This window comes from Granulicella sp. WH15 (genome assembly GCF_009914315.1).
GTDB lineage: Bacteria > Acidobacteriota > Terriglobia > Terriglobales > Acidobacteriaceae > Edaphobacter.
This window is the reverse complement of sequence record NZ_CP042596.1, coordinates 1,903,261-1,926,079: the sequence shown is the minus strand read 5'-3', so window position 1 is coordinate 1,926,079 and position 22,819 is coordinate 1,903,261. Positions and strand designations below refer to the sequence as shown.

General features: G+C 60.3%; 17 protein-coding genes. 6 read left to right on the top strand and 11 right to left on the bottom strand.

What is annotated here, in order from left to right:
- Nucleotides 1-34: 34 nt before the first annotated feature.
- The 8 genes from FTO74_RS07950 to FTO74_RS07915 all read right to left on the bottom strand — a co-directional run bounded on the left by FTO74_RS07950 (nucleotide 35) and on the right by FTO74_RS07915 (nucleotide 10,589).
- Nucleotides 35-829 (bottom strand): response regulator transcription factor, encoded by a 795-nt coding sequence (locus FTO74_RS07950; RefSeq protein ID WP_255462570.1) that lies wholly within the window; start codon nucleotides 827-829, stop codon nucleotides 35-37.
- Nucleotides 830-837: 8 nt separating this feature from the next.
- Nucleotides 838-1,197, bottom strand: coding sequence for a PilZ domain-containing protein (locus FTO74_RS07945; protein ID WP_162537659.1), 360 nt, complete (start codon nucleotides 1,195-1,197; stop codon nucleotides 838-840).
- A 76-nt stretch (nucleotides 1,198-1,273) separates the two neighbouring features.
- Nucleotides 1,274-2,515, bottom strand: coding sequence for a hypothetical protein (locus tag FTO74_RS07940; protein WP_162537658.1), 1,242 nt, complete (start codon nucleotides 2,513-2,515; stop codon nucleotides 1,274-1,276).
- A 138-nt stretch (nucleotides 2,516-2,653) separates the two neighbouring features.
- Nucleotides 2,654-3,604 carry an aldo/keto reductase gene (locus FTO74_RS07935; RefSeq protein ID WP_162537657.1) on the bottom strand — a complete coding sequence of 317 codons (951 nt, stop codon included), beginning with the start codon at nucleotides 3,602-3,604 and terminating at the stop codon, nucleotides 2,654-2,656.
- A gap of 102 nt (nucleotides 3,605-3,706) precedes the next feature.
- Nucleotides 3,707-4,759: an aminopeptidase gene (locus tag FTO74_RS07930; protein WP_162539769.1), complete on the bottom strand. Its 1,053-nt coding sequence runs from the start codon at nucleotides 4,757-4,759 to the stop codon at nucleotides 3,707-3,709.
- Between the two features lie 330 nt (nucleotides 4,760-5,089).
- Entirely contained in the window at nucleotides 5,090-7,408 is a 2,319-nt protein-coding gene (locus FTO74_RS07925; protein WP_162537656.1) for an MMPL family transporter, read from the bottom strand.
- A 94-nt stretch (nucleotides 7,409-7,502) separates the two neighbouring features.
- Nucleotides 7,503-10,184, bottom strand: coding sequence for a TonB-dependent receptor (locus FTO74_RS07920; RefSeq protein ID WP_255462627.1), 2,682 nt, complete (start codon nucleotides 10,182-10,184; stop codon nucleotides 7,503-7,505).
- Between the two features lie 84 nt (nucleotides 10,185-10,268).
- Nucleotides 10,269-10,589, bottom strand: coding sequence for a hypothetical protein (locus tag FTO74_RS07915; RefSeq protein ID WP_162537655.1), 321 nt, complete (start codon nucleotides 10,587-10,589; stop codon nucleotides 10,269-10,271).
- A 203-nt stretch (nucleotides 10,590-10,792) separates the two neighbouring features.
- On the opposite strand from FTO74_RS07915, the gene FTO74_RS07910 reads away from it, so the two are divergent.
- The 5 genes from FTO74_RS07910 (at nucleotide 10,793) to FTO74_RS07890 (ending at nucleotide 15,681) form a co-directional block, all read left to right on the top strand.
- A complete protein-coding gene (locus FTO74_RS07910) occupies nucleotides 10,793-11,599 on the top strand; it encodes a ZIP family metal transporter (RefSeq protein WP_162537654.1) in 807 nt (268 codons plus the stop codon).
- An 18-nt stretch (nucleotides 11,600-11,617) separates the two neighbouring features.
- A complete protein-coding gene (locus tag FTO74_RS07905) occupies nucleotides 11,618-11,995 on the top strand; it encodes a transcriptional repressor (protein ID WP_162537653.1) in 378 nt (125 codons plus the stop codon).
- Nucleotides 11,996-12,060: 65 nt separating this feature from the next.
- Nucleotides 12,061-13,341: an ectonucleotide pyrophosphatase/phosphodiesterase gene (locus FTO74_RS07900; protein WP_255462569.1), complete on the top strand. Its 1,281-nt coding sequence runs from the start codon at nucleotides 12,061-12,063 to the stop codon at nucleotides 13,339-13,341.
- 493 nt (nucleotides 13,342-13,834) lie between these two features.
- Complete coding sequence (locus FTO74_RS07895; RefSeq protein WP_162537652.1) at nucleotides 13,835-14,890, top strand: galactitol-1-phosphate 5-dehydrogenase; 1,056 nt, start codon at nucleotides 13,835-13,837, stop codon at nucleotides 14,888-14,890.
- Nucleotides 14,890-15,681 carry an SDR family oxidoreductase gene (locus FTO74_RS07890; RefSeq protein ID WP_174242217.1) on the top strand — a complete coding sequence of 264 codons (792 nt, stop codon included), beginning with the start codon at nucleotides 14,890-14,892 and terminating at the stop codon, nucleotides 15,679-15,681. The genes FTO74_RS07895 and FTO74_RS07890 overlap by 1 nt, the downstream gene beginning before the upstream one ends.
- On the opposite strand, the gene FTO74_RS07885 is transcribed toward FTO74_RS07890, so the two are convergent.
- The 3 genes from FTO74_RS07885 to FTO74_RS07875 form a co-directional block, all read right to left on the bottom strand.
- A complete protein-coding gene (locus FTO74_RS07885; RefSeq protein WP_255462568.1) occupies nucleotides 15,671-16,987 on the bottom strand; it encodes an MFS transporter in 1,317 nt (438 codons plus the stop codon). The two genes, FTO74_RS07890 and FTO74_RS07885, sit on opposite strands and share 11 nt — an antisense overlap.
- Nucleotides 16,988-17,049: 62 nt before the next feature.
- Nucleotides 17,050-18,966: an alpha-L-arabinofuranosidase C-terminal domain-containing protein gene (locus tag FTO74_RS07880; protein ID WP_162537651.1), complete on the bottom strand. Its 1,917-nt coding sequence runs from the start codon at nucleotides 18,964-18,966 to the stop codon at nucleotides 17,050-17,052.
- 78 nt (nucleotides 18,967-19,044) lie between these two features.
- A complete protein-coding gene (locus FTO74_RS07875; protein ID WP_162537650.1) occupies nucleotides 19,045-19,869 on the bottom strand; it encodes a FadR/GntR family transcriptional regulator in 825 nt (274 codons plus the stop codon).
- Nucleotides 19,870-20,065: 196 nt separating this feature from the next.
- On the opposite strand from FTO74_RS07875, the gene FTO74_RS07870 reads away from it, so the two are divergent.
- Complete coding sequence (locus FTO74_RS07870) at nucleotides 20,066-22,780, top strand: hypothetical protein (protein ID WP_162537649.1); 2,715 nt, start codon at nucleotides 20,066-20,068, stop codon at nucleotides 22,778-22,780.
- Nucleotides 22,781-22,819 lie beyond the last annotated feature (39 nt).

Below are 22,819 nucleotides of genomic sequence, written 5' to 3'. Positions count from 1 at the left end.
CACCGCCCCGAGAACCGCACGCAGTGCCGAGGTGCTACGCCTTGGCGCGCATCTTGGTGACAGCCCCTTCACTCATCAGCACATCTTCCGGGTCCTGTAGATACTTCTTGAGCAGTTGATGGTGCAGGCAGTAAAGCGCAAGCTCCAGCCGGTCGGATACGCCGAGCTTGTCATAGATCTTGCGCAGGTAGTTCTTGATGACCTGCTCGGTCGTACCGATCTGGTAGGCAATCTCTTTATTCCGCATCCCGCGCGTGATACAGCCGATGATGGCCAGCTCCTTCTTCGAGAGCTTGGGCTGAGCACGCGGGCTGGTCAGCGTAACCGCCTGCGCCCTGTAGGCCTCAATCACCCAACTGATGGATTGATTGTCGATCCATGTCTCGCCCTCAGCGATCTTGCGCACGCACTTGATCAGCAGATCGGGCGCGATGGAGCGCGGCACCACCCCGCGAACGCCGCGCCGGTAAAGCTCCACGGTATTGGCCTGATCGCTCTCGACCACCTGCACGATGATCTTGGCATCCGGCGCGCGCCGCACCAGCTCAGGAATGGCATTGATGGTGCCCGCGATGAGCTGGCCCTCCAGGACGACAACATCCGTGGGAAAGCGGGCCAGTGCGGCATACAGATTGGTCAGCGTCTCTGCCTGGGCGACAACGCGTATGTCATCTTCCAGGGCAAAGACCTTGCGCATTCCGACCCGGTAGATGGCCTGCGAATCGGCCAGGATGACCCGGATGCCGGGCGCGCCTCCCTGTTCTTCGTGGGTCTCTTGATCGCCACGCTCTTCGTCGTGTAGCCCCGTTGTATCGAACTCGTTCGTCATGAAATGCGCTAGGCCCTTAGAAGATACTCGTCGATGATAGCTGCCGCCTTCTGGTTCTCCCCCTCCACCTGGTGGCGGACGACGCGGCCCACGCAGTGGATCGAGACATCCTCCGGCGTACCCATCACGGTAGCAGGCATAAAGATGGTGAACTCGATGCGGCTGTTGATCTGCGGTAGCGGGTCGCAGCGGAAGAGCACCCCGTTAGCCGAGATATTCTCCGTAATGGCATCCACATCGCCCGCAGGCGTCTTAAGCTGCACCTGCACCTGGATGGGAAAGCGCACGGCGGTTCGAACGGGGTCCGTGTTACCCAGCCGACTCCATGTAGTCACGGGCGGTTCGCCCGCTAGACCAATTACACTCATTGTTCCCTTCCTTCCTGCCGGTACTGCCGAGAAGTCTATCCTAAGACTTACCTTCTGAAATTGGATTCTGAAATACCTATCTGCTTATCGGCGAAGAAACATTTTGGAATAGGGCGGCAGAGGCTCCAATCCACTCCTGATTCCTATTATGGTCCACGCCCATCATAAGTCCACGTCCCAGCCGCACCAGGGTAATGGCCGCGGTCATCTCCGGATCGCCGTCCGGCCACAGATACATGATGCGGATCTCGGCCTGAGTAGCGCCGTGCGGGGTGGCGATGACCGGCTCAAAATGGACTCTCTCCTGCAATAGGTAAAGGTTTCTGTCGGCGGGCGGGATAGCGTTCAGGTCGGCGTCCGTGGGCGCGAACTGAATACCTTTGCCCGCAAAGGAGTAGAGCGGCTTGAGCAGAATCCGGCTGCGATCCTCGGGTATCCTCCGCTCTCCCCGTCCGGCGAACCAGTCGTCGAGGAAGACCGCGGCAGGAACCGAAGGATGATTCAGATATGGAATGGAGAACTTGCTGATGCGGAAGTAACCATTGGGATGCCCCGCCCACTCGACGTCCAGCTCGTCTCGGTAGTCGAAGGCTGGCGTCACCCGCTTGCGCTCCAGCTCGTCGACGATGGCGCGATTGAAGATCCGATGGATCGGCACCTCCCGTCCCTGCCGCGTGTAGTAGAGCCTTCTCCCCTGCTTCCGAACCTTCGCGATATCGACCGTGGCAATGCCAAGGCGGTCCTCGTAGACATGAAAGTCAGGCAGCGTCTTCTGGCTCTCCGGCTCAATCTCAAGCAGAACGACGTTCTCGGGGTCGTGGTCGGCGACGATGGTACGGCGAAGCATCTGCCAGTACTCGGCCTCGGTACGGCCGCCAAAGTGCGAGGTGAGGCCAGGGTCGAGATCGTAAGCATCGACATAAGCCTGGGCCAGCACGTCCTGATACCCGAAGACCGAAGGAAAGGCCTGTAACTCGACCAGCTTTGGCATAAGCGAGCCGTCCTCTCCGCAAACGAGGCCGAAATCAATCGTCATGAAGTGAGGATGGGCAGGGTTCTCGTTCGGGACTCGATATCGCTCTGGAATAGCTGCCTCAGAGCGGTGCAGATACTCCGGGCTGTCGATAAGCTGATGCGTAAGAACACGGCCAGTCTCGGCAATCCCGTCGAGCAGCTCGATCGGGAAAAAACAAGGCGTCTCAGCGACACGAAACTCCACATGGCTCCGGGTGACCTGGTCGAGCCGGGCCAGCAGCCGCGCATACCGCTCGGCGGAGAACTGCTCGCGGTTGAATCGCTCGCGAAGTGCAGGGATCATGGATTGAGTGTAGTGCGATCCTGCCCGCATCGGTAAAAATCGCGAGGGGCCTATGTCTCATTTCTGAGACATAGGCCCCTCGCGATATTACGCCGGAAGGGCGGCACTTCATGCAGTTCTCGACGCTTCGCGTAACGGCTACGGATGCGCCGCCAGAAAATCATTGATCTGCTGGAACTCCGACTCCGAGAGCCGGAACGTAGCCGCAGGCATCAACTCCTCCACCTGCTTCCCGCTACGCCCACCCACAATAGCCGCCGTAACCGCCGAGTGGTGCAGCGTCCAAGCCACAGCCACCACACCGGGATTGACCTGGTGCGAACTCCCAATCGAACGCAGCAGCTCCACCAGCTCCAGATTCCGCGTAAGCAGCGGCTCCTTGAACTGCGGCCGCGTCTTGCGGAAGTCATCCTCCGGCATATTGTCGATGCGCTCGCGCGTCATAGCCCCCGTCAGCAGACCCGACTGCATCGGCGAGTAATTAATCACCCCAATATTGTTCTTCTCGCAGAAGGGCAGAATCTCCGGCTCAACCGTGCGGTTGAGCATCGAGTAAGGCGGCTGCAACGAGGTAATCGGAGCGATCTTCAGCGCCCGCTCCATCTGGCTCACATTGAAGTTCGAGACGCCGATATACCGAACCTTTCCCTGCTTCTGCAGTTCGGCCATCGCGGCCCATCCCTCTTCGATCTCCTCATCCGGCACCGGCCAGTGAATCTGGTACAGGTCGATCGTCTCGACGCCGAGCCGGAGCAGGCTGGCTTCGCACTCCTCCTGAATCTTCTTCATCGTCTGGACGATCTTGCGGTCCTCACCCCACGTCATCGTGGACTTGGTAAAGACATAAGGCTTATGCGAAGACGTCTTGAGCGCCTTGGCCACGACCTCCTCGGAGTGCCCGAGTCCGTAGACGGCGGCGGTATCGATCCAGTTGATCCCGAGATCGAGCGAGCGGTGGATGGCTTCGATGGAGTCCGAATCTTCCTGGTGGCCCCAGGCGAACTGCCAGTTGCCGCCGCCGATGGCCCATGCGCCAAAGCCGATAGGAGTGAGTGCGAGATCCGAGTTGCCGAGTGGTTTGGTTGTCATACCGGCATTGTAGCCGGGTTGAATCAAACAGTGGTTCAAACGCACACGGCCCATGCCTCAAAAGATCGAAACACGGGCCGCGTACAAACCGAGAACCAGCAGCTAAGCGGAGATCAAAAACTCCCCATCCTGCATAATCTGTTCTTCCTCACCAGCAGCATTCCCCAGCCAGATGCTGAACTTCAGCCCCACGACGTCGATGTGCGTACTGGACTTCCAGGGCGCTCCGGTATGCGCCCCATAGGGATCACCGAAAGCGATATGAATGCCCGGAAACTTCTCATCCTGAAGAATATTCCCGATAACCCGCTCGACTCCGATGTTGGTCCCGATAGCGAACTCACCCACACGATCCGAGTTCTCGTCAGTGTGCGTATAAGCCCAGAAATCCCGCTCCAGATCCTTGTTCTCGCAGCTCGCCCGCACCAGCCGGTTGTTCTCAATCGAGAGCGTAAGCGGAGTCTTCTCCAGCAGGCCATACTGCTTGCAAAGAAAATCCCCGACGACCCCATCGACCACGAAAATACCGTTGACCTCGGCGGGAGCAGTAAAGCACTCGCCACCCGGCAGGTTGCCCCACTTCTCCGTGCTGATGATGCCGGAGGTCTTGAACCAGCGATAATCCGGGTTCAGTTGCGCGTAAATATCGGTGCCCGCAGGCGTTGTAGCCCGCACATACGTAGAGGCCCGCACCCGGTCCAGCACCGCCTGCGAGAGCCGGTCGACCTCCTGAAAGTCGGCTCGCATCCCCTGAGTCATAATCTCGGGCGTGATGTTGACCATGTGAGCGTGCCGCATCCGCCGCCGGTTGACCACGTCGGTCATCTGCATCCGGCTCAGCAGCTCGTTCTTCTGCACCTCCACGGCGAAGATGCTCACCTGTGACGACTCCATATCCTCCAGCACAAGCTGAGGCATCCCGGTCAGCGGACGCGGCGCGATCTCCTCCAGCACAAAGCCGTTCCACTCGCAGCCCAGCTCGTCGAGCTGGTCGGCGAGCGAGGCGGCAATGGCAATACAGCTCCGGTCGGTGATAAGGGTAACTTTCTCTTCGGGCTGAATCCGCAGACAGGTGACGACGGCGTTGCGCGCGCCGGGTAGAAACTCAATTGGAAACGGGTGGTGGAGCAGCTCTTCGTTCTGCGGGCCAAGCACGGCCGGAGCCGCCGGGGTGGGGGTGATAGCCTTCGCCAAGGTGCCCTGGATGCCGCCCTGGAGATTCTCTCGGTCAACTGCGAGTACTTCGGTCTGCTGAGTCTTCACGTTTTGCCCCCATCGTCGATCGTTTAGCCCGTTCAGCCGGTTAAGTTCGATTGCCGATCTGCTGCATTCTGATCGTCATGTAACGACTGCGTCAACATGCTGTAAGAATACCGTGTATTTTGCGAAAAGGCGGGTATTTACGGGGGTTTTTAATGACACTTCCGTGGTGCAGGCAAGACCCTCCGGCCCCGGATCGAGGCTCAACGGTGGAAAACAAGGACGTTATTGCGTCACAGCCGGAACAACAGGCTCGGACTTCTTCTGCGCGACGGTGGCTCCGCGCAGTCCGAAGGGCCACCAGTTCCAGTCTCCCGCCAACTGCAACAGAGCCGGACCGACAATCATCCGGACGACGGTAGCGTCGATCAGAACGGCCACAGCCAGGGTAAAGCCGAGCGTCTTGATGACCAGAAAGCTGCCCAGCGTGAAGGCCGAGAAGACCGCGATCATAATCGCCGCCGCACTGGTAATAAGCCCAGCCGTGCAAGCCAGCGCCTCGACGACGGCCTCCCGCTCGGCAAGCCCGCGACGGCGCTCCTCCAGCACACGCGCCACCAGAAAGACCTCATAGTCCATGCTGAGACCAAAGACCAGCGCAAAGGACAGGATGGGAACGATAGGAAAGACGCTTCCGGTAGCATTGGCGGCCCCGAAGAGACCGGCCCCATGACCATCCTGGAAGACCAGAACCAGCACTCCAAAGGACGCCCCCACCGAGAGCAGGTTCAGCAAAACCGCCTTGAGGGCCGCAAAGATAGAGCCGCGCAACCCGATGAGCAGCGCCACCAGGCTACCAAGAACCACCAGCCGCATCACCCTGGGGAGCCACTCCTTGACGACCGCATCGTAGTCGGCATCCTGCGCGGAAACCCCGCCGACGCGGATCTTAGCGCCTGGGATGCCGGTCAGTTGGGCCGCATCTGCGGCGCGCAACTCCCTCACCCAACGCACGCTCTCGTTGGGCTGGACGCGCGTGGCGGGGATCACCTCGAGCAGCGTGGCGTGGCTATCGGTAGAGATCAGGCTCTTCCACGAGGCCGCCGGAGCCAGCCGCAGCAGCCCCGGCGTTGGGGCCATGCCGATGACGGACGGTAGCGAGATGACCTCAAGTGTACGGGGATCGGCCGCGAGTGACCGGGTCAGGCGGCTGAGCCCGGCCCACCCAGCGGCAGAGAGTGGCGGCGCATCGGCAGGCAGGTCGAGAACGACGCGCAGTGAAGGAACGATGCCGCCACGGTCCATATCGTTGAGGGTGTCGATGGCCCGGACAGAGCTGGCCGAGGTGGGGAGCCAGTCCCCCGACGGCAGACCAGGAGAGATGCGGCGGGCCTGCCAGGAGAGGACAAGGAGCGGTGCTCCGGCGAGCAGCAGGAAAAGCCACGGACGGCCCGTGACGATGCAGCCCCAGCGGTGCCAGGCCAGACTGCGGGAGCACTGAACGTCGAGCAAGCCGCCCGGCCCACCCCACCGTCCGCCCCATTTAGCCGGAAAACGAATAAGCCCCGCGTTGATGCGATGACCGAGCATTCCCAGTATCCACGGCAGCACGCAGGTGCAGAGCAGCACGCTCATGGCCGCAACCAGCAGGCCTGCGACTCCCAGCGAGCGCAGTTCGGAGATGGGAACAGTCAGCAGCGCCGCGAAGCCGATAACCACGGTAGAGGCGGAGATGAGCAGCGTGTGACCGGCCTGGCAGGCGGCCAGGTCGGCGGCGACTCCGGCAGAGTGGCCCTCGTTGAGCGCCTCGCGGAAGCGGCCGACCATAAGGAGCGCGTAATCAATGCCAAGCCCCAGCCCCAGCATTGTGGCCAGGTTCTGCATCAGGATCGACAGATGGAAAAAATGAGCCAGCAACGCGGCTGCACCCATAGTCATCGAGATGGCCAGAATGCCGATACCAAGAGGCAGAAGAGCAGCGACGACGCTTCCAAATGCAAGCAGCAGCAGAATAAGGGTGATGGGCAGGGCACGTGACTCAGCGCGATGCACGTCGTCGGAGCTGACCTGCCGCAGATCGTAGTTGAGCGGGGTATCACCCGTAATCTGAAGCTTCAGATTTGGAGACTCAACTCGTAGCTGAGATTGAAGTTCTGCAACCTTAGCCTGAAGGCCGGGGATGAGATTCTCGACCGAACGTTCGTGCGGAGAGAGCCCGATGAGGATGAAGGTGCCTCCCCCCTTGCCGAGAAAGAGCTTGTCCTTCCAGTCGAGGCGGGAGAGAACTCCAGAGACACCGGGACTGGCTTTGAGACCACGGGCAAGGGTGCCAAGCACCTCAATCCCCTTCGGCGAGTCCGGATCGGGCAAGCCCTCCACCACCAGGACGACACGGTTGACGAAGGCCGACTGAAAGCGGTTGGCCAGCTCGTTATCGACGATCTCGGCCTCCCCTTTTTCAATATGGACGGCAGTCTCAAGCTTGCTCTCGACCTGAGCGGAGAACGGCACAAAGAAGATCGCCAGGGCGAGCCCAACCAGTGCCAGCCAGAGACGGCGGCGATAAGCTCCAGTTCTCGCGGTATCGAGTGAGACGGTTGCCACGGCTACTCCCAAGGGCGATGACCTTACTTCTCTTAGGATGCAGAAAATCGGCTGGGTTGGCTAGGTGTTTGTAAACACCCATAGCAGCAACGACTTAGAAGTGGTAGCCAACCTCCGCCGTCAGAGCCCGTGGAGTCAGGTAGTGCGTACCGCTGAAGGTCGAAAGGAAGTTGTAGAGAGCATACTTATTGGTCAGGTTGATGACCGTGAGACTGGCCGAAAAGGTGCCGTGCCCCGGACCGCGGTGCAGCAGATCATCCTCTCCCACGGCTAGATCGAAGACATTCCGGGGCCGGATACGCGGCGGGTTGTGGTCGTCGTTCTCGGTTCCCGGCGCGGGAATGGAGAGCAGCGTCGATCCAAACTGGCCGGGCGCGCAGGTGGTCAGAGCGTTGGTCAGGCTGGCCTTGTCATTGCCACAAAAGAGCCCCGCCTGCTGCTGTTCGTCGGCGCTCAAGCCAGTCAGGTCGACGGGCGTGGTCGCGCTGGTGGCAAAAGGCACCGCCCCGGCCACCTGTCCCGAGTCATAACGCCAGTTGTAACTTATATATGGACCTTTTTTCTTGAACTGATACTCGAGATGAGTCGTCTGGTTGAACTTCTCATCATGGTCGATCCGGAAGGGCTGGCCGCTGGTATTGGTCGCGCCCAAACCACCAATCTGCGCCGGGAAGAACCGCGCACTGACGCTGGACATGACCACAAACGCCGAAAATCCGTGCGTCTGCGGCACAGTGGCCCGAATAGCAAAGCCCGAGATCTTCGAGTTATGCCACGCAATCGGAAAGGTAATCGGTGTCGCGCCGAGGACGGAGAAGTCATAGGCGTTGTGCGTGTACTTCCAGATGTAGTCGCCGGTAACAACGAAGTGCTTGCCCGCCGACTGCTCGAAGCCAGCGTGAAACTCATTGCGGAAGCCCGGCGTAAGCGTGGCCGGGATGCACGGAACAAGCGCGGCGATGACGGGCGACTCGCACCCCTTCGAGCTAAGAACGAGATTTTCGTTGAAAGGAGTCTCTAACGTACGGGCATACGACGCCCGTACGACGGTGCCGGACTGCTTGACGTTATACGAAAGACCCACCCGCGGCTCGGCCTGCCGCTCGCTGCTGAGACCATTGTAAAGGTCGCCACGAATCCCCACGTTGAAGGAGAAGTTGCCCTTGGTGATGGAGTCTTCCCCATAAAACGAGAGCAGCTTGATGTCGGCGTGGCCCACGAACTGAAAGGAGGTAGAAGTGCCGTTGACGCAGGCGCTGCTGGGCGCGGCGCTGGGGCGAGTCAGGTCGAAGCAGGCCAGCACCGGGTTATAGGGAGTAGCCGCCAGCGGATTGGCGATAGTATTCGGGAAGAGTCCCGAGGCCGCGCAGTCTGCGGGGCTGGTAAATCCAGAGACAGGCTGGCCGCTGGCATTAAGGCAAGGCGAGTTCAACGTCGGATCAACAATTCCCAGCCCAAACTGCTCGTTCAGGAAGGTGGACTGGTAGGTGCCGCCGAGCTTGATATTGTGAATCCCAGCGACATAGTTGATATCGGCACGCACACCTGCGTTCATCAGCGAGCGCGTCTGCGAGACGGTCTCCTGCTGGAGCGGCTGGAAGTCGGCCAGCGGATTCTTGCTGGGGTAGTAGTTGAAGTCGTCACGCCGTACCCAGCCCCCGAAGGTCAGGATCGTCTGCGGATTGACGACATGGGTCATCGATGGCGCGATATTGAAGGTGCCGATCTTGGCACGCTGGTCCGTGTCGCCGACAACGTTGCCGAACTGGTCCTGAACATTCAGGTTGTCGTACGAGTTCGGCGTCTGGAACCAGGAGCGAGTGTACTCCAGGTTCAGATGCAGCGAGTCGGCCTTGGTAGGGGCGAAGTCGATGCGGTCGAAGAGGTTGGTGACGTTGCCCTTATCGTGGAAGACGGCGAACTCGGAGGGATCGAGAAAGCGGCCGGTCTGGAGAAAGTCGACAGCGGAAAAGTTGCCGAGGGTCTGAGTGCCTTCAGCCAAGTCGGTAGAGATAGAGCTGGAGCCAAAGGTGCCATAGGAGCCGACGACTTCACCGCGAGGCTTGCCGGTCCCCTGCCCGGAGCGGGTGACGATATTGGCAACCAGCGAGGTCTTCTCGCCGTACTCGGCGGGCGGCGCGCCCGAGATTACCTCGAGCGACTGGATGGACGAGATGGGCAATTGGTTAGAGAAGACCTTGCTCTGCTGATCGGTGATGGGCTGGCCATCGACGTAAAAAGCATTCTCCGCATGGTCACCGAGCCCGTGGAAGAGGCCGTTGGAATCCGCACTTACCCCTGGCGACGCCAGTGTAATCAGCGAGCTGACCGACGAGGACTTGCTCTCAAGCGGCAGCTTGGTAAACAGCTCGCGGTCGATATCGGAGTGGAAGGTAGAGCTGTTCTCAACCAGATCGCCGCCAGCCTCAACAGTAACCACAGCATCGGAGTTGGCGATCTTGAGGTTGTTGGTCAGAACAATGGGGACCGAGGAGCGGACGGAGACACGGAGATCGAGCACCCCAAAGCCCTTGGCCACAACCGAGAGTCGATAAGGATTGAAGGCAATATTGGTGAACTGGTACTCGCCCGAAGCGTCAGTGGTCACGGTCTTGTTCACACCGGAGAGGTCGTTCTGGAGCACGACGGTGGCTCCGGGAATGGCCGCTCCGGAGGGGTCGAGAACCGTACCCGAGATAGTGCCGGAGCTGCCGCCGGACTGGGCGCGGAGGACCGCTGCGGCGAAGAAAACAACCGCTAGAAAAACAGGAAACAGACGATGAAGATGGGTACGAATGGAGAACCTCCTGGGGCAGGGACCACGGGCGACTGACTGTCGGCGAGCCGAATTACAACGGTTCTAGCGATGAGCAGTCAAGCTGGGAGGAGGCCGTACGTAGAGCGAAAAATGGAGGCGGCCGGCGCGTGGAATAGCCTCCGGCTGCGGAGGAAGAAAGAAGACAGCGGCGGCAACGGCCGGGGTCTCGGCCTGCGCGACGGGCAGCGGAGAGAGATGAGCGATGCCACAGAAGGTGCAGCGGGTATCGGTCGGCGCGCCGCTGCTGTGGGTATGCAGCGCGGCGGCGCTGACGGCCATCAGAACCGCGACCAGGCACAACAGAACGAGAAGATTCCGCAGAATCTTCGAGCGTTCGAGATGGCACTGGCTGAGCAGGTTCATCGGCTTATCGGGCAGAGCTTATTGGGAGTCGAGCTTCAGTTAGCTCAGATGATCTTATCGCATCAGTCACGAAGCTCTTACACAATAAGAATGCCCGCTGCCGACCAACGGGAGGCCCTCAGAAGATCATCTCACTCCTACCGCCCCGAGAACGCTGCGAAGCGCCTTGTAGCTATCGTGTTCTCATTATGATAAAAAGGTAATTGGAGTTTTTTGTGATATTTGATGCTGTAGTGGGGGTTGTCGCCGTCCAGGCCGGAGCGGTGCTGGCGGCTTGGACCCTGGGGACGCGAGAGCGGCTTTTGCGGCGTTACCTCGGATTGTTTATCAGCGCAGCAGTAGGTGTTCTGCTGGCGACGGCGCTCCTGCACCTGCTTCCCGAGGCCATCACGCAACTGGGAAACCGGCAGGCGGTCTGGATGCTGGTGGGCGGCACGATGCTGGCGCTCTTCTGTGCCGAGCGGATCTTCCGGGCCGTGACAGGCACAGCCTCCGAACCGGAGGTCGAGGCGCTGGGCGACTGCCACGAAGACCATCAACACCACCACTCCGGCCACCACGGCGCGCGCCCGGAGAACATCGTTTTGGCCAGCATGTTGCACAGCTTCGTGGACGGAGCCGCGGTCACGGCTGCCTTCGCTGCGGGCAACCGGATCGGCTGGCTGACGGCCTTCGCCATCGCCCTGCACGAGATCCCCCACCGCATGGGCGACTTCACCCTCTTCATCCACCTGAAGGTCCCCCTGCCGCGCGCCCTGCGGCTGGCCGTGATCGCCGGAGCACCGTCGCTCCTGGGTGTCCTGTTCGTAGCCCTGCTCGGCCTTCGCCACGCCGAGCGCATCGCCTGGCTGCTGCCTGTCAGCGCGGCCAGCTTTCTCTACATCGCAAGCGTGAACCTGATCCCCGAACTGCGGCAGGAACTGCTGCCGAAGGCGCTCTTCCTGCAGATCGCCAGCCTCTGCTGCGGCGTGCTGCTGGTAGTCGCCGCAGCCGGACTTCTTCCCTTTTAGCCCTATCTGGAGCGAACCATGACGATACAAACCCGCAACACCAAGCAGAAGGAAGCGATCCGCGCAGCGTTCCAGGCTGCGGACCGCCCGCTCTCGCCCGAGGAGACGCTCTCCTTAGCCCAGGAGAAGGTGGAGGGCCTGAGCATTGCGACCGTCTACCGCAACATCAACCAACTGACCGAGGAGAAGTGGCTGACGCCGGTGGAGGTACCCGGCGACTCGACCCGCTACGAGGTCGCAGGCAAGGCGCATCACCATCACTTCCAGTGCAACACCTGCGGACGCCTCTTCGAGCTAGAGGGCTGCGGTCTGGAGATCAAGCCCAAGCTGCCTCGCGGCTTCCGCAGCACCGGCCACGAGCTGTTCCTCTACGGCCTGTGCGCAGGCTGCGTCTGAGCCTCTCCCTCACAGCCTGTTCATGTAAGAGCCTTAGCTTGAGTCTGTAGGTTCAGGAGGAGCTTGTGTCACTGAAGAAAGTCGCACTTACAGGCTGTATCTTCGCCGGTCTTTTACTGCCCATCGCACTGCCCGCACAGAGCAGCACAGCGCCGGACGCGGGCGGCCTCAACGTCATCCACACAGACGGCGCTCCCGACACTCGTGCGCAGCAGAAGAAGCACTACGTCGTTCTGGTCTCGCTCGACGGCTTCCGCTACGACTACATACAGAAGTGGGGAGCGACGCACCTCGCCGAGCTGGGCCGGACCGGCGCGACCTCCCCCGACGGCATGTTGCCCTCCTATCCCTCGATCACCTTCCCCAACCACTTCTCCATCGTGACGGGGCTTTATCCCGAGCATCACGGCCTGGTGGGCAATAGCTTCTACGATCCCGCGCGCGGAGCCACCTACTCCTACCGCAACGTGAAGACCGGCGATGACGGCAGTTGGTACGGCGGTACGCCCCTGTGGACGTTGGCCGAGCAACAAGGAATGAGAGCCGCCTCCTTTTTCTGGCCCGGCTCGAGCGCCGAGATCGCGGGCAAGCGCCCTTACGAGTATCTCGAGTTCGACGACCGCGTGGACGAGCACAAGCGGGTCGACGAGGTCATCACCTGGCTGAACTTGCCGCCCGCTCAGCGCCCGCACTTCATCACCCTCTACTACAGCAACACCGACCACGCCGGACACCTCTACGGTCCCGATTCGCAGCAGGTAGGCGAGCAGGTTCGCCACGTCGATGAGCTGATCGGCGAACTGAAGCAGAAGCTCGACGCCACTCACCTCCCCGTGGACATGATCGTGCTGGCCGATCACGGCATGGTGAAGATCGAGGGCGACTGGATCGTACTCGACCACTTCGCCGACCTCTCCCACTTCAAGACCGAGGGTTCCCTGCTCTACGCGCAGAGCGAGGCCGACGCGCAACAGGCCTACGAGAGCTTCCGCGCCCACCCCGACCCGCGCTTCACGGCCTACCGGCGAGCCGATGTGCCCGAGCATCTGCACTTCAACAGCAACCCTCGCGAGGGCGATCCGGTGATCGTGCCGAATGGCCCGTACGTCTTTACCGCCCACGCTCCCACGCGAGCCGTACCGACGGGCGACCACGGCTACGACGTAACCCGTATGCCGGAGATGAAGGCTCTCTTTATAGCCAACGGCCCGGATATCCGCCCCGGCACGCAACTACCCAGCTTCCCCAACATCGACGTGTACGACTTCATCGCCAAGCTGCTGGGATTAAAACCCGCACCGAACGACGGCACTCTAACTCCATTGCGGCCAGCCTTGAAGCGGTAATCGTCTTCACGCGCAGCGCCGAAAACCGCACGAAGTGCCGCCCGCCCGGCGCAAGGGCGCTGTTGCCGTTGCCTGTTTCTTTGTTGTCATTCAGGAGCGAAGCGGAGGAATCTGCTGTTGCCTTGCCGTTGTTCCTAAGGTAGGTCCGGGCTTTAGCCCGGACATTAAACCCCGCCACCGATGCGGGCTTTAGCCCCCGAGGTATGCTTTCTTCCACCTAACCCAGAACATTAAGGGCACGGCTTCAGCCGTGCCCTTCCAGCACGCCGATAAATCGGCTTTAGCCGCTGAGGAGCTTTTTCTCAAACTCACCCTTCAACCTAGAAACGACAAAAGCGCCCTCACACCGGGCAGGCGGCACTTCGTGCGGTTCTCGACGCTTCGCATAAAGATACAACTTGGTCTGACAACCGAACTTTACCTAACCCCTCCGAGTTCAATATGATGATCCCGCCGAATCTATCGCCCTCCAAGAAAGTCGAGAGTCCCAGCCATGAAGGCGATGCTTCTCTCCGAGTACAACCACCTGGAACTGACCGACCTACCCAAACCCGCGCCCGCTGCGGATGAGCTTCTCATCGAGGTAGCCGCCTGCGGCATATGCGGCAGCGACGTCCACGGCTACGACGGCTCCACGGGCCGCCGCATTCCGCCGATCGTCATGGGCCACGAGGCCGCCGGAGTAGTCGCCGCACTCGGTTCTGAAGTAAGCGGCTTTGCAGTAGGCGACCGCGTCACCTTCGACTCGACAGTCTTCTGCGGCCACTGCGAGTACTGCCTGCGCGGCCAGATCAACCTCTGCAACAACCGCCAGGTCCTGGGCGTCTCCTGCGGCGAGTACCGCCGCTACGGCGCATTCGCCGAGTACCTCACCGTTCCCGCCCGCATCTCGTGTCACCTGCCGGATAACTTCTCCTTCCCCGAGGCCGCCATGCTCGAGGCCGTCTCGGTCGCTCTGCACGGAGTAGCCGTGTCCGAGATGATCGGCGAAGAGTCCGTACTGGTCATCGGCGCAGGCATGATCGGCCTGCTGCTGTTGCAGTCCGCACGAGCAGCAGGCGCTGCGAAGGTATACATAGCCGACGTAGATCCCACCCGCCTGAAGCTGGCCACCGACCTCGGAACCGATGAAGCAATCGAAGCCTCTGGAGCAGCGTTGACGGAGAAAATCCTCTCTCTGACAAACGGCCGCGGCGTAGATATTGTGCTCGAAGCAGTAGGGGTTGACGCCACAATCAGCACGGCAGTCGACTGCGTGCGCAAAGGCGGAACAGTAACTCTGGTGGGCAACGTCTCACCAACCGTAACTCTGCCTCTACAAAAGGTAGTGTCGCGACAGATAAGGATGCAAGGCTCATGCGCGTCATCGGGCGAGTACGGCCAGGCAATCGACCTCATCGCAAACGGCAAGATCAAAGTAGCACCGCTGATTACAGCAGTGGCTCCTCTGAACGACGGCCCCTCATGGTTCGACCGCCTCCACGCACGCGAGCCGAACCTGATGAAGATCGTGCTCGATCCGCGCCCCCATGCGGAGGTGCAGCAATAATGTCCACACTCTTCGATCTAACAGGGCAGGTAGCTCTGGTGACAGGCGCAAGCCGTGGCCTCGGCCAGTACTTCGGACGAGCCCTGGCTAAGGCCGGAGCCGACCTCATCCTTACAAGCCGCCACAAAGAAGACCTGCTGCCTTTCGTCGCCGAGATCGAGTCCCTTGGTCGCAAAGCCACTCCACTGGCGCTCGACGTGCGCGACCAGGCAAGCATCACAGCGATGGCCGAGGCAGCCGAGGCCACAGTGGGACAGGTCCACATTCTGGTCAACAACGCCGGTTGCAACGTGCGCAAGCCCGCCTTCGAGGTAACCTGGGACGACTGGAACCTGATCCTTGAGACCAACCTGCGCGGCAGCTTCTTCGTCGCCCAGCAGATCGCCAAGCGCATGGCCACACGCGGCTACGGCCGCATCATCAACATCGGCTCGGTAACGAGCGTAGCCGGATACGCAGGCCTCGCCCCCTATGGCGCGAGCCGAGGCGGCATCCGCCAGTTGACGATGAGTCTGGCCGCAGACTGGGGCAAGCACGGTATCACGGTCAACTGCCTGGCCCCAGGCTGGTTCCAGACCGCGCAGAACCGCGTCATGTACGAGAGGCAGGGCTGGGTAGATTACCTGATCGAGCGCATCCCGCTGAACCGCCCCGGCGCGCCGAACGACCTCGACGGCGCAGTGGTCTTTCTGGCCTCCGAGTCCAGCCGCTACATGACCGGCCAGACACTGCTGATCGACGGCGGCATCTCCACCGGCTCCCTCCGCGCGACATTGAATCCTACGCAGTAGCCAGCTTAGGATCAGGCGGGACAGCCTCAATCTCTTGCAGCAAAAAGATGTAACTGGCAATGCCGATCAGCAGGTAGATAGCCGCCACGGCAAACGCCCAGTAATAAGACTGCGTGATAGACACGACATACCCGGTAATAATCGGCGCACAGATTCCCGAGAGTTGATTGGACAGGTTCAAAATACCGCCAACCGTCCCCACACTTCCCCGGGGAGCGATCAACGAAGGCACCGACCAACCCACCGGAGCCGCAGCCGAAAGCCCACCAATCGAGATGCTGATCCAGATAAGCGCGCGCGTGGCAGTATGAGCGTCCGCCGCGCCGACGATCCCTAACCCGCAGACCATCCCAAAGATCATGATGGCCTTGCGCACCTTACTCGCGTCCCACCCGCGCTGGATAAGGATATCGGCGGCGCCACCACCCACAATATCCATCACAGTAGCAAAGAGCCACGGAACGCCGGTATAGAGAAAGGAATGAAGTAAGTCGATGTGCAGTTCCGAGGACAAGTAACTCGGCAGCCACGTGAGCAGCAGATAGAAGACGTAGTTATAAGCCCCAAAACCAAGGGCCAGCCCAATCACCTTCTTCTGACGAATGAGATATCCCAGCGAAGAAGACCGCGTAGTCTCGGGCTCCTCCGCGAGCGTGGCACTCTCAACTCCATCCGCAATATGCAGACGCTCCACATCAGTAAGGAGCGGATCGTCATCGGGGTCGTGATACATCTTCCAGAAGAGGAAGAAGTAGGCGAGGCTGATGGCACCCGTTAGCGCAAAGCTCCACCGCCAACCAACCTTCAGCAGAATCACCCCAAGCACCGGCACCCCAAGCGCCGAGGAGAACTTAGCCGCTGCATCAAAAATTGCGGTCGCGGTACCGCGCTCATTCGGCGGAAACCACCTGCCAACGGCCTTGGCGCTGGCGGGAAAGGTAGGAGCCTCGCCGATCCCAAGTAAAAACCGCGCCCCAAAGAGCGCGCCAATGCTGGTCGAAATCGCCGCGCCAAAAGACGCGATGCTCCAGAGAAACGAGCTGATGCGTCCGACCTTCTGCACGCCATGACGATCGAGCACCACTCCAATAGGCAACTGGCACATCGCATAGGTCCAGTTATAGGCCCCCGAGAGATAGCCAAACGTAACATTCGAGATGCCGAATGCGGTATAAAGCGCAGCGTGCGAGACCGAGAGATTGACGCGGTCGAAGTAGTTGACCAGCACCCCGACCCCAAGCAGCCACGCAATGCGCCAGCGGCGGCGCGGCACCCGTACATCGCTCGAGATGGCGTTCTCAATCAACGGCTGGCTTCGGCTCCGCGCGCAATTCGACGCGTCGAACAAACCTTATCACCCCGACGCAGCTACTGTCTCGGAATCTCCACCACCTGGATCGAGTAAGCCGGAACCGTATGGGTAAAGGTCGCGCCAACGTTCGAGAGCGTGCCCGCAACGGGAACGATTCTCTCCGGATCGGTAAGCGTGTTGGTATCGGTCGTATCCTTCGCGGTCAAGGTCAAGAGCGAAGCCGTGGACGCAAGCTTCCCTGCTCCGGCGATCTTGATGTTAAGCGGCTGAGGAATCGTGGAGGCGTTGACCAGCTTGAGATAAACCTTCCCCGCGTCGCTGGTGACCGAGTAGAAGAAGCGCGGATTTTCCACCCCACTGATACTGTTGGTCGGCACCTCGCTACCCAGATGGTTCCCGAAAAGTACCTGCGCATAGTAGCTGGGAGAGCCGTAGCTGCTCATAGCGTCATAGCCGATCAGGTCCGACTCCCACTGCATCCCGCCCGGGTTCACGTTGACCAGCAGAGGTGCATAGGCTGACATGATGATGAGGTCGCTATTGCGTTCCATGCTTGTCATCCAGGCCGCATCCCCAAGGGCCGCGCCAAAGTTCGGCGTAGGCGAGCCCTCGCGCGTGGCCCACTCGCCGACAAAGATCTTCGGCCCATTGCGGTCGGCCTTGTCGTAGTGCAGCGACTCCTTGAAGATATCGGTGGCCCGCTCATAGTAGTGGTCGTCGATCACATCCGGCTTCACGCCGTTGACCGCCGTCGTAGCCACAGTCTGGAGCTGCGGATACCGTGCCTTGATAGCCTTGTTGAACTGGGCAAAACGCCCGTCGTAGCTCCCCGACTTATCGAACCAGTCCTCATTGCCAATCTCGACATACGTAAGAGGAAACGGCTTGGGATGGCCATTCTTTGCACGAACCGCACCCCACTTCGTATTGGTCGGGCCAATCACATACTCGATCTCATCGAGCGCATCTTCAACGTAGGGATCGAGGTTTGGACCAGGGTTGATGAACTGCGGCGGGTGCATCGAATAACCGGCATAGACCGCAAGCACAGGCTCGATTCCAAGATCCTCGCACCACTCCAGAAACTCCAGCAGGCCCATCCCATCGGAGGAGCGATAGCGCCAGGGGCTGGGATGCGTAGGCCGATCGACCAGCGGCCCGATCGTGGTCTTGAACTCGTACCGCTGCCATATCTCATCGCCTTCAAGGTAGTTGCCGCCCGGCAGGCGCAGAAAGCGCGGCTTCATAGCGGCCATCTTCTCCATCAAGTCAGGACGGTTGCCGTTATCGCGGTTCTTATACGTCGGAGGAAAGAGAGAAACAAGGCAGAGCCATACAGTGCCGGGATGAGCAAAGGTGATAGCCAGATGATAGTCGGAGCCAGCCTGCAATTGCCCCGTCTTCATGGTGTAGCTGTACTGCTTCCAGCCCGTGCTGAGCGCAGGAACCGTAGCCGAGGCGACCGCCGCCCCACTCTTATTGCTGATGAGCGAGACCGTCACCGGCCCAGCCATCGTCGCATCCGGCCTGGCATAGAAGGAGCCCGTGTAAGTCGTCTCGGGACGCACCGCCATCCCCCAGTAGCCCTCGTTCAAAACACCAGCCTGATTGGCGGAGTCCGCGTGGGCAACGGTCACCTTCAGGCTCTGGTGCAGAGCCGCGCTGGGCCCGGTGGTCGGGTCGACCTCCATGGCCGCGCTGGAGAAGCCTCCCTGTGTGATAAACCAGCGAGCAGGATAGCGGTGGTCGTTCTCCTGAAAGGTGCGGTTGCGCACCATCTCCGCATACAGGCCGCCGTCGTAGGAGTAGTTGATCTCCTCGGTCATCAGCCCGTAGAGCATCGGGCTGACCTTGTGCAGCGGCGTGCCTAGATCAATATCGAGTGTGCCGCTGGCCGGAGCCTGGGCATGGAGAAAACTGCTTGCAAACAGAAGGGCAGACGATAGCCGTACAGTGTACGAGGCAAAGCGCATGAGCAGAAGTCTCCATACAACATGAATAGCGGAGCCACACAAGGCACAACCGCCGACCGCCGCATCTTAGTCAGACCTTCAGACCACTGTCAATGTAGATTCCCGTCGTGTGCTCTTCGCGCGCTTCACCACAGGCAATACCGCACTCGGCAGCGGCGGGTGGTCCTTCTTCAGAGCGCTCTGGTAACGCTTCAGGTGGGCCTTCAGGTGAGCCTGCATACTCTCGCTCGCCGCCACCGGATCGCGCTTGCGAATCGCGTTGACGATCGCGGTGTGCTCCTTCAGCGTATTGGGCAGCGCATGGGGAGCCACCAGCACCGTCGCCAGCGCTCTCTCGAGCTGGCCACGAATCATCGAGACAAGATCATAGATGAGAAAGTTCTCCGATGCCGCCGCCAGGCTAACGTGGAACTCCAGGTCGAGCTGCGCAAACCGCTTCTGGTCGTTGACCACGGTCTCCATCTTCGCCAGCAGCTTCTCGAGCTTCGCCAGGTGCTCTTCGTTCCCCAGCCGTGCGACGTTGGCCGCCGTGATGCTCTCGAGCGCGGTACGCACCTCCATCAGGTTCTCGATGTCGTGCTTCTCCGTGATGATGCGCCACTCGACGATCTTCCCCAGGAACTTCGCGCCATCGAGAGCCACCGACGTACCTTCGCCGACGCGCGCCGTGAGCACACCCACGATACACAGGCAGCGCAACGCCTCGCGCAGCGAAGACCGGCCCGCGCCGAAGTCTTTGCACAGCTCGCGCTCTGAGGGGAGCTGCTGACCGGGCTTCAGGTCGCCGCTCGCGATCAACGACATGATCTGATCTACGATCTCATCGCTGATCGAGGTTTTAGCGACGCGACGAATCTTTGATTTCAGGGGTTTAGCTCGGGAGCTCAGGACCTTTTTCTGCATGATTATATGTTGGCCACTCTAACAGATTGCACCACGATACACGAAGAGCAATTTTTCACCAGAATTTCAGGTTGACTATGGTCTGACGGTCTGACTATGATGCGGCTGCATCCGGGGACCTTTTCTCTTTCAAATCAATTCCCTGCCTATCACCGCCATTCACTGCTCCTCAGACCAACAGCAGACAAGGACACACATGCCCCCTACCCAAAAGGATTGGACTCGTCGGCGCTTCCTGCAGACGGCCGCATCGTTGAGCGCCCTCGCTGGCGCGCAGACCGGCACCGTTGCCGCGGCAACCACTCGAGGAGTCTCCCTGGTCATCGACCCGGCCGATCCGATCGCCAGCTCCCCTGAAGTAAAGTGGGCGGCAGAAGAGCTGAGCCATGCCTTAATCAGCCACGGCATCAAGGTACTACGCTGCGACCGGATCAACCAAGCCAACGCCGCTGATCTCTGTATCACAGCCACTAGCGCTCACTCCCCCATCGCGACCGAGGTTCTGACATCGACGAAGCTGATGCCGCCCTCTACCCCCGAGGCTTTAGCAGTAGCCACCGGCACGGCCAGCGGCAGAGCTGTACTTCTGGCCTGCGGCTTCGATGCCCGCGCCCTGGTCTACGCCCTGCTCGATCTCGCCGACCGCGTCAATAACGCAAACGATCCCATCGTCGCGCTCACCCGAGTCACCTCCCTCGCCGAGCAGCCCGCCAACGAGGTCCGCAGCATCACCCGCCTCTTCACCAGCAACGTCGAAGACCTCCCCTGGTTCAACGATCGGGATATGTGGCCCCAGTACCTCACCATGCTGGCCACGCAGCGTTTCAACCGCTTCAATCTTGCCTTCGGCATCGGCTACGACTTCATCAAAAAAGTAACCGACGCCTACTTTCTCTTCACCTACCCATTCCTGCTCTCGGTTCCCGGCTACGACGTACACGTCCCGCAACTCCCCGACGCCGAGCGAGACCGCAACCTGGCCATGCTCAAGTACATCAGCGAGCAGACTGTCGCCCGCGGCATGGAGTTCCACGTCGGCCTCTGGATGCACGGCTACGAGTGGATCGACAGCCCCGAAGCCAACTACACCACCGTCGGCATCAACAAGCAGAACCACGGCCCCTACTGCCGCGACGCTGTGCGTATGCTCCTCAAGGAGTGCCCCGCTATCAGCGGCGTCACCTTCCGCATCCACGGCGAAAGCGGCGTCAACGAGGGCAGCTACGAGTTCTGGAAGACCGTCTTCGACGGTGTCGCCACCTGCGGGCGCACGGTAAAGCTCGACATGCACACCAAGGGCATGGACGAATCCATGACCAAAATCGCGCTCGATACCAAACAGCCGGTCAACATGTCCCCCAAGTTCTGGGGCGAGCACATGGGGATGTCCTACCATCAGGCCGAAATCCGCGAGGTGGAACGGCCCAAGCCCGGCGACGAAAACAAGACCGGCCTGATGAAGCTCAGCGCCGGCACCCGCAGCTTTCTGCGCTACGGCTACGGCGACCTGCTCCGCGAAGACCGGCCGTGGACTGTCGTTCACAGAATATGGCCGGGCACCCAGCGCGTCCTACTCTGGGGCGATCCTGTCACAGCAGCAGGTTACTCCCGTTGCTTCAGCTTCTGCGGCAGCAATGGAGTCGAGATCATGGAGCCACTCTCCTTCAAAGGACGCCGCGGATCAGGCATCGCAGGCGGCCGCTGCGCCTATCAGGATGCAACCCTGAAGCCGCGCTGGGATTGGCAAAAGTACGAGTACAGTTTCCGCGTCTGGGGACGTCTGCTCTATAACCCGAACGCCGAGCCCGACACTTGGCAGCGTCTCTTACATCGCCAGTTCGGCAGCGGAGCCTCCGTCATTGAAGCGGCACTGGCTAACTCGAGCCGCATCTTGCCCATCATCACAACTGCCCATGCACCATCGGCGGGCAATAACACCTACTGGCCAGAGCTCTACTGGAACCAGTCCCTTATTGATGGCGATCATCCAGGCCCTTACGGCGACAGTATGCCCCCCAAGGTCTTCTCACACGCCAGCCCATTCGACCCACAACTATTCTCTCTGATGGATGAGTTTGCCAATGAGTTATTGGGCGGCCAAAAGAGCGGCAAGTACTCACCAATCCAGGTCTCCCAGTGGATTGAAGGTTACGCTGAAGAAGCCCAGCGTTATCTGAAGCAGGCCGATGCCACCGCCAGCAAGAAAGACAGCCCCGAGTATCGAAGATTGACCATCGACGTTGCAATCCAGATCGGACTAGGAAAGTTCTTCGCGGCCAAGTTCCGCAGCGGCGTCCTTTATGCGATCTACGAGAAGACCCAGGACAGGAGCGCGCTCGAAGCATCGCTGATGATGTACCACAAGGCACGCACCGCGTGGGTACAGGTAGTAGATGCCTCAAAAAATATTTATATGAGCGATATCACCATCGGCGAAGAGCCACAACAGCGCGGTCACTGGGCCGACCGCCTGCCTGCAATCGACAAAGACATCGCCGAGGTTTCAAAGAAGCTGGAGGCAGCCCCCGCAGGACAGCCAAAGCCCGAAGTAAAGGCTGCTATCCAGGAGGCACTAGGTCATCCGCACAATATTCTTCCAGCCATCAACCATACCGCCCCTCAGAAGTTCCGCGCCGGCGAACCGCTTGCACTCACACTTATGTCTGCGACAAAGTACTCAGCTATCCATCTTTACTACCGGCACGTCAATCAGGCCGAACGCTATCAGACGGCTACGATGGAGCCAAGCGGCGATAGTTTCCGCGCCACCATTCCCGCCGACTACACCAGGACAGCCTACCCACTGGAATACTACTTTGACATCCAGCAGGATGGGCAGGGATCTTCACTTTATCCGGGCTTTAACGATAAGCTAACAAACCAACCATACTTCGTCGTACGGCAAGCCTGATCCAAATCTCTAATAAGTTCATACGACAAGAAACGCCGC